Here is a 14,216-nt window from a genome sequence, read left to right on the forward strand (position 1 = left end):
CATTACCCTTGGTAATTGAAATTGCGAATTACGATTAACCCGATAGATGCAGGCTATCGCTCCAGCGGCGGGAGCCGCTCCAGTGCCCAAAGGGATTCGAGGGGTTCGCGCCGCCGGATCTCGTGGCAGGCGCCGCCGTCGACGAGCACCTCGGCCGCCCGCGGGCGCGTGTTGTAGTTGGACGCCATGGAGAAGCCGTAGGCGCCGGCGGCCAGCACTGCCAGCAGGTCGCCCTCGCCGAGTTCGAGCGACCGCTCGTGACCGAGGAAATCACCCGTCTCGCAGATCGGGCCGACGATCTCCCAGGTGTCCTGCGAGCGCGTGCCCGTGCCCTTGGCGGCGGGGACGATCGCCATGTCGCTGCCGTAGAGGGCCGGACGCATCAGGTCGTTCATGGCCGCGTCGACGATGGCGAACGACTTGTGGCTGCCCGGCTTGAGGTATTCCACCCGCGTGACCAGCGCCCCGGCCGGGCCGACCAGGAAACGGCCCGGCTCGATCCAGATCGGCAGGTCGCGGCCGAGCGGGTCGGCGTCCACCACCGAGCGGATCGCCTCGATCCAGTCGGCCGCCGCCGGGGGCTGCTCGTCGGTGTAGCGGATACCCAGTCCACCGCCCAGGTCCAGGTGCTTCAGGCGGATGCCGCGCTCGGCCAGCTGGTGAGCCAGCTTCATCACCCGCTCGGCTGCCGCGGCGAAGGGCGACACGTCGGTCAGCTGCGAGCCGATGTGGCAGTCGATGCCGATGACCTCGAGTGCCGGGTGAGCGTGGGCGCGCTCGTAGAGGGATAGTGCCTCGTCGATGGCGATGCCGAACTTGTTGTCCTTCAGCCCGGTGGAGATGTAGGGATGGGTCCGGGCATCGACGTCCGGGTTGACTCGCAGGGATATCGGTGCCGTTCGGCTCATTTCGGTGGCGATGGCGGCAATACGGTCCAATTCGGCCTCGGACTCGACATTCAGACAGCCGATGCCGGCGTCCAGCGCGCGCCGGATCTCGTCGGCCGACTTGCCCACGCCGGAGAACACCACCACCGCCGGGTCGCCGCCGGCGGCCCGCACGCGCTCGAGCTCACCGATCGAGACGATGTCGAATCCGGCACCCAGGCGGGCGAGCAGCCCCAGGATGCCGATGTTGCTGTTGGCCTTCACCGCGTAGCAGATGCGATGGGCCCGGTCGCCGAACGCTTCGGTCAGGGCGCCGAAAGCCGATTCGATCGCCGCGCGCGAATAGACGTAGGTGGGCGTGCCAAAGCGCTCGGCCACCTCGGCGACGCTGACCCCCTCGATCATCAAGTCGTCGTTGTCGCCGCGGGAGAACTGGTCGGGAAGCATGGTCTTGGGCACGGGATTCCTCCGGGTCATTCCTGCGTCGGGCTGTCGGTGGCTTCGTCGTCGGCCGAAATCTGCGAGGGGGCCTCGTCCGGCAGGTACAACGGGCCCTTCTGCCCGCAGCCGACCAGTGCAAGCCCCATGGCGGCGGCCAGCGCGGCGGGGATGGCGGCGCGTGAAACTCGCGTGGTGAGGGTTGTGGGCAGCATGTGGCCTCCGGACCGTTGGTGACGGGGTAAGCCTGCGATTATGCCTGAGCGGGAGGCCGTTTTGGCAGTGGACCCGAGCCGGACGGGTCAGTCCGGGGCGCGCAGGCAGGCGATGAAGAAACCGTCGCAGCCGTGGCGATCGGGCCGCAGGCGGATCATGGCCTGCTCGATCGCGTCGTCGGGCAGGTCGTCAATCGCGGGCGACTCCGGGTGCCAGTCGGGGTGGTCGGAGAGGAACGCCTCGACGATATCCTCGTTCTCTTCACGCCACAGGCTGCAGGTGGCGTAGACCAGCAACCCCCGGGGGCGTGTCGCCCGGGCGCCGTTCTCGATCAGCGCCCGCTGCGTGCGGGCCAGTTCCGGCCAGTCGATGCGTGCCCAGCGCAGTTCGGGGTGGCGGCGCCAGGTGCCCGAGCCGCTGCAGGGGGCGTCGATCAGGACCCGGTCGAAGCGCCCCATGTCCGCGGGCAGCGGGGCGGTGGCGTCAAGTGCGCGCAGGTCCAGATCCCGGTCACCGTGCCGTGCCGCCCGGGCGGCCAGCCGCTCCAGGCGTTCCGCGTGCAGGTCGCAGGCCGTCACGGCCAGCCGACCGCGGGTTTCATCCAGCATGCCGAGGGTCTTGCCGCCGGCCCCGGCGCAGAGGTCGAGCACCCGCTCGTCGGGGCGGGCGCCCGTTGCCCGGACTACCCACTGGCTGCCGGCATCCTGTATCTCGAAACCGCCGGCGAGGAAGGCGTCGAGTCGGGTCAGCCGCGCCGGCCGCTCCAGGCGCAGCGCCTGCGGCAGCCCGGGAATCGGCCGGGCATCGATGCCGGCGCCGGCCAGTTCCTGTTGCAGGGCCGGCCGGTCCTGGTGGCGCGGATTGAGGTGCAGGTCGACCGGGGCGCGGCCGTCCAGCGCGTGGGCCAGCGCCTCGGGCTCGGGCGGGTCGAGTCGTTGCCAGCGTGTTTCCGCCTCGGTCGAGAGATTGAAGCGCACCGGGGCGGGCAGGTCCTCGACGGAGCGCGCCGTGGCGCTCGAGACGTGCTCGAGGCGGTCGGGGGTCAGTCCGGCCGTCTCGGCCAGCACGGGGTCGATCCGGTCGGCCAGGGCGATGGCGATGCCTACCCGGGCGGCCATCGGCGGGTCGTCGGATTCGAGCAGCCAGTCGATCAGCCGGCGCTGGCGGAGCACGAACAGCACCAGCTCGCGGACCCGTTCCCGGTCGCGCCGCCCCATCCGACGGCGGGCCGCCAGCTCGCGTTGAAGGCTGCGGTCGGCGGGCAGCGCCTCGTCGGTAATCCGCTCGAGCAGCTCGGCGGCCAACGCCAGTTGAGCGGGGAAGATTCGCCCCCTGGGCAGGGCGGGGGCGGGCCAGGACGTGGTCTTGGATGCGGGCGGGTTGGCAGGCAAATCGGTCATGGACACCCCTCGGGGCGGTTTCGGTCGGTGGTGTCGGTGGAAGCCCGTCGTCGAGCGGCGGGGCGATCCTTTGGTAGTATCTCACGATCAGACACGCGGTCCGGCCGTCCTTGCCGGGAGACCGCCTGCCTCAAGGGAACCTTCAATGACGACGAACGACAACGCGGCGGTCGACCTGCACTTCGAGGAGCGAGGTGGGGGGCTGCCGGTGATCATCATGCACGGCCTGTTCGGCTCGCTATCCAACTGGCGTGGCATCGCGCGCTCGTTGAGCGAGAACTATCGAGTCATCAATGTCGACCTGCGCAACCACGGTCGCTCGCCCCATGTCCCGGGGCTCTCCTACGAGGCGATGGCGAACGACATCGTCGCGCTCATGGATCGTCTCGGCATCGAGCGGGCGCACCTGGTCGGCCACTCGCTCGGCGGCAAGCTCGGCATGGTGCTCGCCGACCGTTACCCCGAGCGGGTGGCGCGGCTGGTAGTGGTCGACATTGCGCCGAAGTGGTACCCGCCCTGGCACAAGGACGTGTTCGCCGCGCTGGATGCGGTCGACCTCGACGGGCTGGAATCACGCGAGCAGGCACGCCAGCAGATGGCCGTCCACGTCTTCGAGCCGGAGGTGCGGGCCTTCCTGGCGGCGAACCTCGAGCAGGAGGACGGCCGCTGGCGCTGGCGGTTCAACCTGCCCGAGCTCAAGGCGGCCTACGAACACACCTCGGACATGCCGCCGCTGTCGGGCTTCTATCTCGGGCCGGCGCTGTTCATCCGCGGGGCGCAGTCCGCCTATATCGAGATGGACGACGAGGCCCGCATCGCCCGCGATTTCCCCCAGAGCTGCATCGTCACCCTGGAGCGCGCCCGCCACTGGCCGCACATCGAGGACACCCCGGGTTTCCTCGATGCCGTGAACCGCTTCTTCGCCCACGGCTGTCAGGCCTTTGCCGGCGACCGTCCGTCTCTCTGAGCCCGGGGCGGGTCGCGCCACCCTTGTAGGAAAATTCCTACAAGACGAAGCGACATTTCCTACGAAACTTTTTGCCATTTCGGCTACACGTTTCGCCTCGACAAGCGCAACATGTATTCCGTGCTTGGATGCACACGGGCAGGAAGCCCGGCGGCCAGGATGGCCGAGGGATCGGACTGGCATGAAAGGATGCTTGCGCAGGAAGCAACGGGCAGAGGATCTGCCCGAAGATCGGGTTGCCGGGCTTGGCCCGGCTCGCGCCAGGCGCTTGACTAAGGATTGCGCACCGTAAACAACCGGCACTCGAGGAAGAGTCCAGTTTTTTGCGGGCCGCCACGGAGGCAGCGGCGTGACCGGCAGGGAAGCCGGGCCCGATCGAAGGATTGCCGAGCGCCCACGGAAGGGTGCTGCCAGGGATGGCACAGGACGATCTGCGCTGGACGCGTGAAGCGGGTGCCGGACGCACCATGAACACCGACGGGAATCGTCGGCAACAACAAGAAATCGCAGGGAAGTCGCAGGCGAGCCAAGAAACAACAGGACGGGCAATGGATCGTGCCCAGCCTCAAGGAAGAGTTCTCGCCTATCGCCCAGGGAATGGGCCTACGACTCGACGCTACGGAACCGGCGCAAGGGATCTGACGGAACGGAAGCATCTGTTCGTGGCCAGGACGGCCCTCCTCCTTTTTCCACCGAATCCGCCCCCGGATTCGTTCGCCATCACCTTTGTAAACAACCGACCAGTCATGCTGGCATCGGTGCCTTGTCGTGTCCGGTAACCCGCTAACGCGGGTGCGCGGGCACACCGTTCCGAGGTGTCTCGTCGGCAGAGCGGTGGCCTGCTCTGCCGGGCCGGGGTAGACTGCGCCGGCCATGAAACTCGACGCATTCGACTACGACCTGCCCCGCGAACGGATCGCGCACCGCCCGGCCGAGCCGCGCGAATCCGCGCGCATGCTGGTGCTGCCCGCCGATGGCGCGATGCGCCACGAGCGGATCGCGGACCTGCCCGGGGAGATCGGCGACGATGATCTCCTGATCCTCAACGATACACGCGTGATCCCGGCCCGGGCCTTCGGCCACAAGGCCTCGGGCGGCAAGGTCGAGTTCCTGCTCGAGCGACTGCTGCACAACGACCGGGCCCTGTGTCATATCCGCAGCAGCCGCTCGCCGCGCGTCGGCACGCGGCTGGTCATGGAGGGTGGCGCGATCCTCGAGGTGGTCGACCGCCAGGGCGCGCTGTTCGAGGTGGCGCTCTGCGAGGAAAGCGACCACGAGAGCCTGCTGGTCTGGCTGGAGGCCCACGGGCACATGCCGCTGCCCACCTATATCGAACGGCCGGACGACGATCGTGACCGCCAGGACTACCAGACGGTGTTCGCCCGTCGGGAGGGGGCGGTGGCCGCCCCCACCGCGGGGCTTCATCTCACCGAAGCCCTGCTCGAGACACTCGCCGCCCGGGGCGTGCGCATCGCCTACGTCACCCTGCACGTCGGCGCCGGCACCTTCCAGCCGGTGCGCAGCGAGACGATCGAGGCGCACGAGATGCACAGCGAGTGGACCGAGGTGCCGGAGGAAACCGTTGAGGCGATCGCCGCCGCTCGTCGGCGGGGCGGGCGCGTGGTGGCCATCGGCACCACCGCCGTGCGCGCCATCGAGACCGCCGCCCGCGCCCACCCCGACCGCGCGGCCCGGGGCGAGGTCGGCCCCTACCAGGGCGACACCCGGCTGTTTCTCTATCCCGGCCAGCCGGTACACGTGGTGGATGCAATGCTGACCAACTTCCACCTGCCACGCTCCACGTTGCTGATGCTGGTCTCCGCCTTCGCGGGCCGGGAGCGCGTGATGGCTGCCTATCGCGAGGCGGTCGAGCGGGGATACCGCTTCTATTCCTTCGGGGATGCCATGTTCATCGAGGCCGCCGCCTCGAACCGGGGACGCTGATCGCATGAAGTTCGACCTGCACGCCTGCACCCTGTCTAGGGACGCGGCAGAACGCCGCACGGGCCCGCGCCGGGGACGGATCCGTTTTGAGCGCGGCGAGATCGAGACCCCCGCGTTCATGCCGGTCGGCACCTACGGCACCGTCAAGGCGGTCACGCCCGAGGAGCTGATCGAGCTGGGGGCGCAGATCGTCCTGGGCAACACCTTTCACCTCATGCTCAGGCCGGGCACGGAGATCATCCGGCTGCACGGCGATCTCCATGACTTCATGCACTGGGAGCGACCGATCCTGACCGACTCCGGCGGCTTCCAGGTCTTCTCGCTGGCCCAGATGCGCAAGATCACGGAGGAGGGTGTGCGGTTCGCCTCGCCGGTCGACGGCAGCCGCGTGCTGCTCACGCCCGAATCCTCGATGCAGGTCCAGCACGAACTGGGTTCCGACATCCAGATGATTTTCGACGAGTGCACGCCCTACCCGGCCACGGTCGAACAGGCCGGTGCCTCGATGCGCCTGTCGCTGCGCTGGGCCGCGCGCTCGAAGGTCGCCTTCGAGGAATGCCGGCCCGAGGGTTCGGACCGTGCCCTGTTCGGCATCGTCCAGGGCGGCATGCACGAGTCGCTGCGGCGCGAGTCGGCTGCCGGGCTGATCGATCTCGGCTTCGACGGCTACGCGATCGGGGGGCTGTCGGTAGGCGAGCCGCTCGAGGAGCGCAACGCCGTGCTCGAGTTCACCCTGCCCGAACTGCCCGGCGACCGGCCCCGCTACCTGATGGGCGTGGGCAAGCCCGAGGACCTGGTGGAGTCGGTGGCGCGTGGCGTGGACATGTTCGACTGCGTCATGCCGACCCGCAACGCGCGCAATGGCCACCTGTTCACCCGCTACGGCGACGTGCGCCTGCGCAATGCACGCTATACCCGCGACATCCAGCCGGTGGACGAGGACTGCGACTGCTACACCTGTCGCCACTACTCGCGGGCCTACCTCAAGCACCTCCACCGGACGCGCGAGGTGCTCGGTGCTCGGCTGAACACGATCCACAACCTGCATTACTACCAGGTGCTGATGGCCGAGATGCGCGAGGCCATCGAGGCGGACGCCTTCGACGCCTTCCGCGCTCGTTTCTATACCGATCGGGCCCGGGGAGTCTGACCGCCCCAGGCGGGGTCGGCGGATTCCATCCGCGGTTCCCTAATGCAACGGCCCGTGCTTGTGGCATACTTCCGAGTCGTTTGAAACACAATAAAACAATCGGGAGCACCAACCACGATGTTCTTTATCAGCGATGCCATGGCCCAGTCCGGGGCAGCCGGTGGCGAACCGAGCCTGCTGGCGACCTTCCTGCCGCTGCTTCTCATCTTCGCCGTGATGTACTTCCTGCTCATTCGTCCGCAGATCAAGCGGCAGAAGGAGCACAAGAAGCTGATCGAATCGATCGAGAAGGGTGACGAGGTGGCCACCACGGGCGGCCTGCTGGGCCGGGTCATCGGCCTCGGCGACTCGCTGGTCGTGCTCGAGATCGCGGACAACACCACCGTGGTGGTGCAGCGCTTCGCCATCGCCTCGGTCATGCCGAAGGGCACGATCAAGGACGCGCGCGAGGCCTGATCCTCCGCCATCGACTTCCAGGGCTCGCCACGGCGGGCCCTTCGTCATTCCCGCCCGCCGACCATGGATGCGAGTCGGCCGGCGACGCCCCTCCCCGGGGCGGCTCTCACGCGAAGGCCTAGAAGATGAACCGCTACCCACTGTGGAAGAATCTGATCGTCGTAGTCGTCTTGCTGGTCGGGCTTTTCTACGCACTGCCGAACTTCTTCGGCGAGGAACCCGCCCTGCAGATCTCCAAGCGCGACGGCAGCATGGAGCAAACGGCACTCACCGAAGCGAAAAGCGCCCTGCGCGCCGCCGGCATCGAGTACACGCGGGCGGAGATCACGGACGAAGACGGCCTGATCCGGTTCGAGTCCACGGACGACCAGCTCAAGGCCGTGGACGTGGTCCGCGCCGCCCTGGGTGGCGACTACCCGGTCGCCCTGAACCTGGCCCCCGCGGCCCCCGCCTGGCTGACCGATCTGGGCGCCCTGCCGATGTATCTGGGTCTGGATCTGCGCGGCGGTGTCCACTTCCTGATGCAGGTGGACATGGACGCGGCCATCCGCACCGCGCTGGAGCGGCGCATCGACGGCATCCGCGCCGACCTGCGGGGCGCGGAGCTCCGCTACGTGTCGGCCGAGGTGAACGAGGAAGGCGCCATCCTCGTGCGCTTCCGCGACGCGGCGGCCCGTGATTCGGGCATCGAGCGCCTGACGGACGACTACGAGGACCTGGCGTTCGACACCACCGAGATCGACGGCGAGCCGTACCTGCGGGCGCAGATGACCGAGGACGGCATCGAGACCGAGCGCAGGGCGGCGCTCGAGCAGAACATCACTACCCTGCGAAACCGGGTCAACGAGCTCGGCGTGGCCGAGCCGCTGATTCAGCAGCAGGGCGAGAGCCGCATCGTCGTCGAGCTCCCGGGTATCCAGGACACGGTGCGCGCCAAGGAGATCCTCGGCGCGACCGCCACCCTGGAGTTCCGCCTCGTGCACGGCTCGCCGGCCGACTGGGACGAAGCCGCCAAGACCGGCAGCGCGCCGACGCAGGCCAAGCTCTACGAGCGCCGCGACGGCGGGTCGGTGCTGCTCAAGCGCCAGGTCATCGTTACCGGCGATCGCGTCACAGGCGCCTCCTCCGGCTTCGACCAGGATTCCGGCTCGCCGGCCGTGTTCGTCAATCTCGACAGCCAGGGCGCCCGCCGCATGGCCGACATCACTGGCGACAATATCGGCAAGCAGATGGGCGTGGTCTTTATCGAGAACCGCCTGGAAAGCGAAGTGGTAGACGGCGAGCTGGTCGAGGAAAAGCGCCTGGTCGAGGAGGTCATCAACGTGGCCACGATCCGTGACCAGCTGGCGCACCGCTTCCAGATCACCGGGCTCGACTCATCCGAGGAAGCGCGCAACCTCTCGCTGCTGCTGCGCGCCGGGGCACTGCGCGCGCCGATGGACATCGTCGAGGAGCGCACCGTGGGCCCGAGCCTCGGGGCCGACAACATCAAGGCCGGCGTCCAGGCGGCCGTGCTCGGCTTCGTGCTGGTCGCGATCTTCATGATGATCTACTACCGCGTCTTCGGCGTGATCGCGGTGGTGGCGCTGGTCTCCAACCTGATCCTGATCGTGGCGGTGCTCTCGATGCTCCAGGCCACGCTCACGCTGCCGGGCATTGCCGGGATCGTGCTCACGGTGGGCATGGCGGTGGATGCCAACGTGCTGATATTCGAGCGCATCCGCGAGGAACTCAGGAACGGCATGACGCCGCACGCGGCGATCAAGGCCGGCTACGAGCGCGCCTTCGCCACCATCCTCGATGCGAACATCACCACGCTGCTGGCCGCACTGGCGCTGTTCGCCTTCGGCACCGGCCCGATCAAGGGCTTCGCGGTCACGCTGTCGATCGGCATCCTGGCCTCGGTGTTCACGGCGGTCATGCTGTCGCGTGCGCTGGCCAACCTGATCTACGGCCGCAAGGCGCGCCTCAAGGGCCTGGCCATCTGAGCCGGCCCGCCCGCAACGGAATCAAGACGAGTACGCTATGAACATCTTTCCGCCCGACGCGCGTTTCGATTTCTTCGGCAAGCGCTTTTACGGCTATGCCTTCTCCGTGATCCTGCTGCTGGTGGCCGCCGGCTCGCTGCTGACCAAGGGCCTGGACCTGGGCCTGGACTTCACCGGCGGGGTGGTTGTCGAGCTGGGCTATCCCGGCGGGGCCGACATCGACGCGGTGCGCGCGACACTGGACGAGCGCGGCTACGAGAATGCCGTGGCGCAGTTCTTCGGTTCCTCCGAGGAGGTGATGGTGCGTCTGCCGCCTTCGGGCGAGAGCCAGTCGCGCATGGCCGACGAGCTGCTCATCGCGCTGCAGTCGGAATCCGAAGGCGTGGAGATGCGCCGGGTCGAGTATGTCGGTCCGGCCGTGGGCAAGGAACTGTTCAACGCCGGCGGGCTCGCGCTGATCGTGGTGCTGGCGGGCATCCTCGTCTACGTCGGCTTCCGCTTTCAGGTGCGGCTGGCCGGCGGCGCCATCCTCGCCCTGGCGCACGACCTGGTCGTGGTGCTGGGGCTGGTCAGCCTGCTGGGCGTCCGCTTCGACCTGACGGTGCTGGCGGCCTTCCTCGCGCTGGCCGGCTACTCGATCAACGACACCATCGTGGTCTTCGACCGCATCCGGGAAAATTTCCAGAAGATGCGCAAGGGCACCGAGCAGGAGGTGATGAACGCCTCGGTCAACCAGACCATGTCGCGGACCGTGATCACCTCGGGCACCACCTTCCTCACGGCGCTGGCGCTGCTGATCTTCGGCGGCGAGGCGCTCTACGGGTTCTCGCTGACGCTGTTGCTGGGCATCGCGATCGGTACCTTCTCGTCGATTTACGTGGCCTCGGCCGTCTCCCTGGACATGGGCCTCAAGCGCCAGGACCTGCTCAAGATCGACGATCGCGAGCGCCTCAAGGAGGTCGAGGACAACGCCCCCTGACCGGATCGGGGACCCGTATCAGGGAGTGTTCTTGCCCGGACAGGAAAAAGGCCCGCCATTTGGCGGGCCTGATGCGTTCGGTTGGCGCGGAGGATCCCGTCAGGAGGGTCGGGATACCGACTCGTGTTCCTTCTCGGCCTTGCTGATCGCCTGGAGCATCACGTGGGTGAGCTTGGGGTTGGCGCAGATCAGGTTGCCGCTGGCGAGATAGCCGTCGCCCCCGTGGTTGTCGATCACGACCCCGCCGGCCTCGCGCACCAGCAGGACGCCGGCGGCCATGTCCCAGGGCTTCAGGCCGAATTCCCAGAAGCCGTCGAAACGGCCGCAGGCCACCCAGGCCAGGTCGAGGGCGGCCGAGCCCGGGCGACGGATGCCGGCGATCGGGCCGTGCAGCGCCCGCAGCGTGGCGATGTAGCGCTCGAGGTTCTGATCGTCGCGGAAGGGAATGCCGGTGCCCAGCAGTGCGCCTTCCAGGCCCTTTCTCGGCGCCACGCGGATGCGGCGGTTGTCGAGGAAGGCGCCGCCACCGCGTTCGGCGGTGAACAGCTCCTGGTTGACCGGGTTGTAGACCACACCCAGTTCGAGTCGGCCCTGGTATTCGAGGGCGATCGACACGGCGTAGTGGGGAATGCCGTGCAGGAAGTTGGTGGTACCGTCGAGCGGGTCGATGATCCAGCGGTATTCCGAGCCCTCGGTGCCGCCGGCGCCAGTCTCTTCGGCCAGGATGGCGTGATCGGGGTAGGCGCGCAGCAGGGTGTCGATGATGGCACCCTCGGCCTGTCGGTCGACGTCGCTGACGTAGTCGTTGCGCCGCTTGGACTCGATCGTCAGGTCGTTAACGCGGTGGTGACTGCGGGAGATGATGCTGCCGGCGGCGCGGGCCGCGCGCACGGCGATATTGAGCATGGGGTGCGGCATAATGATCTTGTCGGCTCGATGAGCGAGTGGTGATTGAGGCCGGCCCTCCGGCTCTCGGGCCGAAATTATACGCGTAAACACGCCAACAACCACGCCCGGACATGAACGAGCAACCCAGCCCCATCACGGACCAATGCCCCGACAACTGGCTCGATCGCGTCGAGATCGTGCTCTGTCAGACGTCGATGGCCGAGAATATCGGCGCCGCCGCGCGTGCCATGAAGACCATGGGGCTGTCCCGGATGGTGCTGGTCTCGCCGCGGGCGGCCGTCGACGATCGGGCGCGCGCCGTGGCGACGCACGCCGCGGAGATCCTCGACCGCGCTCGCGTCGTGAACGACGTGGAGGCGGCCGTTGCCGACTCGGTGGCCGTCTGGGCGACTACGGCCCGATCGCGGCGGCTCACGCTGCCGTTGCACGAGGGCCGGGAGGCCGCGTCCGTCATTCGCCGGCAGGTGTGCGATGCCGGCCCGGCGGGCCGTGTCAGCATCCTGTTCGGCGCCGAGCGCACGGGCCTGACCAACGCGGAGCTGGCCGTCGCCGACCGGCTGGTGGCCATTCACGCCAACCCGGAATACCCCGTCCTTAACCTGGCCCAGGCCGTTCAGCTCGTGGGCTACGAGCTCTTCCATGCCGCCGTCGAGCCACCGGGCGTGGTGGAGATGGCCGCTGGCGAGGTCCCGGTCACGCGCGGCGAGCTTGCTACACTGTGCCGGCGGCTCGAGGGGCTGCTCGAACCCACGGGGTTCTTCGCCGTCGGCGGTGCCGATGCCGGGCGGGTCGAGCGGCTGATGCGTCGGGTACGGGTGATGCTCAACCGGGCCGAGCCCCGCCGCGAGGAGGTGCAGATCCTCCAGGGCATGATCACGGCGCTGGAGCGGCACGGGTCGGCGACGGGCAAGGAATAGCGGGACAAAGCGATGGGCTGGTGGAAAACGATTCTCGATGATGTCGACAGCGTGTTCGACCGTGACCCGGCGGCGCGGAGCCGCTGGGAGATCGCGCTGACCTATCCCGGGCTGCATGCGGTCTGGTGGCACCGCGTGGCGCACGCCCTGTGGCGGCGCAACTGGCGCCTGCTGGCCCGGCTGATCTCCAACGTGAGTCGCTGGCTGACCGGCATCGAGATTCACCCCGGGGCCCGGATCGGTCGGCGGTTCTTCGTCGATCACGGCATGGGGGTTGTGATCGGCGAGACCGCCCTGATCGGTGACGACTGCACCCTCTACCATGGCGTGACCCTGGGCGGGACCACCTGGCGCGAGGGCAAGCGCCACCCCACGCTGGGCGACGGGGTGGTGGTTGGCGCCGGCGCCAAGATCCTCGGGCCGATCGAGCTGGGGGCTGGTGTGCGCGTGGGCTCGAACGCGGTGGTGTTGAAGGACGCTCCCGCCGGCGCCACGCTGGTCGGCATTCCGGCCCGGGTCGTCGAGCGACGCGACGAGCAGAGCGAGACCAAGCGCCGGGTCGCCCAGCGCCTGGGGTTCGACGCCTACGGCGTGGCCCGCGACATGCCCGACCCCGTCGCGACGGTTGTCGACCGACTTCTCGATCACGTCCAGGCGGTCGATGGCCAGCTCGACGAGATGGCCGCCGCGCTGAGGTCCCTGGGCGTGGAGGTGTCCCGCCCGGCACGGCCCAGCCTGGACGGCTGTCATCTCGACGAGGAGGATGGCGTGTCCGGCTGCGCCGACCCGGCACGCGAGACCGACGATCAGGGTGCCGCTCGCGGCGAGTCGCCTCGGTGACAGGGAGGTGGGCATATACACTCCCCGCCCGCCGGATTATGATGGGACGACCCTTTTCGGGGCCCCGGGCCCCGGAATTCCGTATTCAGTGCAACGGCGCGGGTCGTTGCCGGGAGGTTTGCAATGAGGCTGACGACCAAGGGTCGCTACGCCGTCACGGCCATGCTCGACCTGGCCATCCATGATCGAGGGCAGCCCACGGCCCTGGCGGACATCGCGGAGCGGCAATCGCTCTCGCTTTCCTACCTGGAGCAATTGTTCGCCCAGCTTCGCCGTGGCCACTTGGTCAGCAGCGTACGTGGGCCGGGTGGCGGCTACCAGCTGGCACGCGAGCCCGGGCGGATCAACATCGCGGAGATCATCCACGCGGTCGACGAGATGGTCGACGTCACCCGCTGCGGCGGGCGTGGCAACTGCCAGGCCGGCGGTCAGTGCCTGGCGCACGATCTGTGGATGGGGCTGTCGGCCCAGATCCACGACTTCCTCGAGTCCATCTCGCTGGCGGATCTCGTGGAGAAACCGCACGTGCTGGATGTCTCCGCGGTGCAGGACGATCGACTGCAGAAGGTCCGCGACGAGCGGACCGAGGCGGTCGCCTCCGGCATGCGCGGCGTCGGTCCCTGAGTTTCCGAAGTAGTCAACCTCGTCCCCGTCGGGGCGGACCGCCAGGCGTTGGCTATTGGCGCAGAGTTTCCTTAAACTATCCGGCTTTCCGGTTGTCCGAGCGGGCGGCCGGCAGCTTTTTGTTTTCTGGTTTGTTTTCCACGTTTTACTGGGACGGTAGTCACCGCCCGAGCAGGAGAAAGTTTCATGGCCGTAGAACGCACCCTTTCGATCATCAAGCCCGACGCCGTCGCGAAGAACGTGATCGGTCAGATCATCTCGCGCTTCGAGGACGCCGGTCTGTCGGTGGTCGGTGCGCGCATGCTGCAACTGACCCGCGAGCAGGCCGAAGGCTTCTACGCGGTTCACAAGGAGCGTCCGTTCTTCGGCGAGCTGGTCAGCTTCATGATCTCCGGCCCGGTATTCGTCCAGGTGCTCGAGGGCGAGGACGCCATCGCCAAGAACCGTGACCTGATGGGCGCGACCAACCCGAAGGAAGCCGAGCCGGGCACCATCCGCGCC

14 protein-coding genes are annotated in these 14,216 nt (G+C 68.1%); 10 read left to right on the plus strand and 4 right to left on the minus strand.

Annotated features, from left to right (window positions below):
- Positions 1 to 53 precede the first annotated feature (53 nt).
- The 3 genes from lysA to ACESL5_RS03460 all read right to left on the minus strand — a co-directional run bounded on the left by lysA (position 54) and on the right by ACESL5_RS03460 (position 2,941).
- Positions 54 to 1,334 (minus strand): diaminopimelate decarboxylase, encoded by a 1,281-nt coding sequence (gene lysA / locus ACESL5_RS03450; protein ID WP_372591402.1) that lies wholly within the window; start codon positions 1,332 to 1,334, stop codon positions 54 to 56.
- A 26-nt stretch (positions 1,335 to 1,360) separates the two neighbouring features.
- A complete protein-coding gene (gene lptM, locus ACESL5_RS03455) occupies positions 1,361 to 1,540 on the minus strand; it encodes an LPS translocon maturation chaperone LptM (RefSeq protein WP_372591389.1) in 180 nt (59 codons plus the stop codon).
- Positions 1,541 to 1,627: 87 nt separating this feature from the next.
- Positions 1,628 to 2,941, minus strand: coding sequence for an RsmB/NOP family class I SAM-dependent RNA methyltransferase (locus ACESL5_RS03460; RefSeq protein ID WP_372591390.1), 1,314 nt, complete (start codon positions 2,939 to 2,941; stop codon positions 1,628 to 1,630).
- A gap of 145 nt (positions 2,942 to 3,086) precedes the next feature.
- Here ACESL5_RS03460 and ACESL5_RS03465 point away from each other — a divergent pair, with 145 nt between their 5' ends.
- The 6 genes from ACESL5_RS03465 (at position 3,087) to secF (ending at position 10,425) form a co-directional block, all read left to right on the plus strand.
- Positions 3,087 to 3,908, plus strand: coding sequence for an alpha/beta fold hydrolase (locus ACESL5_RS03465; protein WP_372591391.1), 822 nt, complete (start codon positions 3,087 to 3,089; stop codon positions 3,906 to 3,908).
- Positions 3,909 to 4,781: 873 nt separating this feature from the next.
- Positions 4,782 to 5,852: a tRNA preQ1(34) S-adenosylmethionine ribosyltransferase-isomerase QueA gene (queA, locus tag ACESL5_RS03470; RefSeq protein WP_372591392.1), complete on the plus strand. Its 1,071-nt coding sequence runs from the start codon at positions 4,782 to 4,784 to the stop codon at positions 5,850 to 5,852.
- A 4-nt stretch (positions 5,853 to 5,856) separates the two neighbouring features.
- Positions 5,857 to 7,002 (plus strand): tRNA guanosine(34) transglycosylase Tgt, encoded by a 1,146-nt coding sequence (gene tgt / locus ACESL5_RS03475; RefSeq protein ID WP_372591393.1) that lies wholly within the window; start codon positions 5,857 to 5,859, stop codon positions 7,000 to 7,002.
- A 117-nt stretch (positions 7,003 to 7,119) separates the two neighbouring features.
- Positions 7,120 to 7,458: a preprotein translocase subunit YajC gene (yajC, locus tag ACESL5_RS03480; protein WP_372591394.1), complete on the plus strand. Its 339-nt coding sequence runs from the start codon at positions 7,120 to 7,122 to the stop codon at positions 7,456 to 7,458.
- A gap of 125 nt (positions 7,459 to 7,583) precedes the next feature.
- Positions 7,584 to 9,446 carry a protein translocase subunit SecD gene (gene secD, locus ACESL5_RS03485; protein WP_372591395.1) on the plus strand — a complete coding sequence of 621 codons (1,863 nt, stop codon included), beginning with the start codon at positions 7,584 to 7,586 and terminating at the stop codon, positions 9,444 to 9,446.
- A gap of 37 nt (positions 9,447 to 9,483) precedes the next feature.
- Entirely contained in the window at positions 9,484 to 10,425 is a 942-nt protein-coding gene (secF, locus tag ACESL5_RS03490) for a protein translocase subunit SecF (RefSeq protein WP_372591396.1), read from the plus strand.
- A gap of 99 nt (positions 10,426 to 10,524) precedes the next feature.
- On the opposite strand, the gene ACESL5_RS03495 is transcribed toward secF, so the two are convergent.
- Positions 10,525 to 11,343, minus strand: a complete 819-nt coding sequence (locus ACESL5_RS03495) for an inositol monophosphatase family protein (RefSeq protein ID WP_372591397.1) — start codon at positions 11,341 to 11,343, stop codon at positions 10,525 to 10,527.
- Positions 11,344 to 11,444: 101 nt separating this feature from the next.
- Here ACESL5_RS03495 and ACESL5_RS03500 point away from each other — a divergent pair, with 101 nt between their 5' ends.
- The 4 genes from ACESL5_RS03500 to ndk form a co-directional block, all read left to right on the plus strand.
- Positions 11,445 to 12,251, plus strand: a complete 807-nt coding sequence (locus ACESL5_RS03500; protein WP_372591398.1) for an RNA methyltransferase — start codon at positions 11,445 to 11,447, stop codon at positions 12,249 to 12,251.
- Between the two features lie 12 nt (positions 12,252 to 12,263).
- Positions 12,264 to 13,091, plus strand: a complete 828-nt coding sequence (gene cysE, locus ACESL5_RS03505) for a serine O-acetyltransferase (protein ID WP_372591399.1) — start codon at positions 12,264 to 12,266, stop codon at positions 13,089 to 13,091.
- Positions 13,092 to 13,214: 123 nt separating this feature from the next.
- Positions 13,215 to 13,715 (plus strand): Rrf2 family transcriptional regulator, encoded by a 501-nt coding sequence (locus ACESL5_RS03510; RefSeq protein ID WP_372591400.1) that lies wholly within the window; start codon positions 13,215 to 13,217, stop codon positions 13,713 to 13,715.
- Positions 13,716 to 13,901: 186 nt separating this feature from the next.
- The coding region (gene ndk / locus ACESL5_RS03515; protein ID WP_372591401.1) for a nucleoside-diphosphate kinase at positions 13,902 to 14,216 on the plus strand (315 nt) is incomplete at its 3' end.

Source organism: Guyparkeria sp. (assembly GCF_041687595.1).
Taxonomy (GTDB): Bacteria; Pseudomonadota; Gammaproteobacteria; order Halothiobacillales; family Halothiobacillaceae; genus Guyparkeria.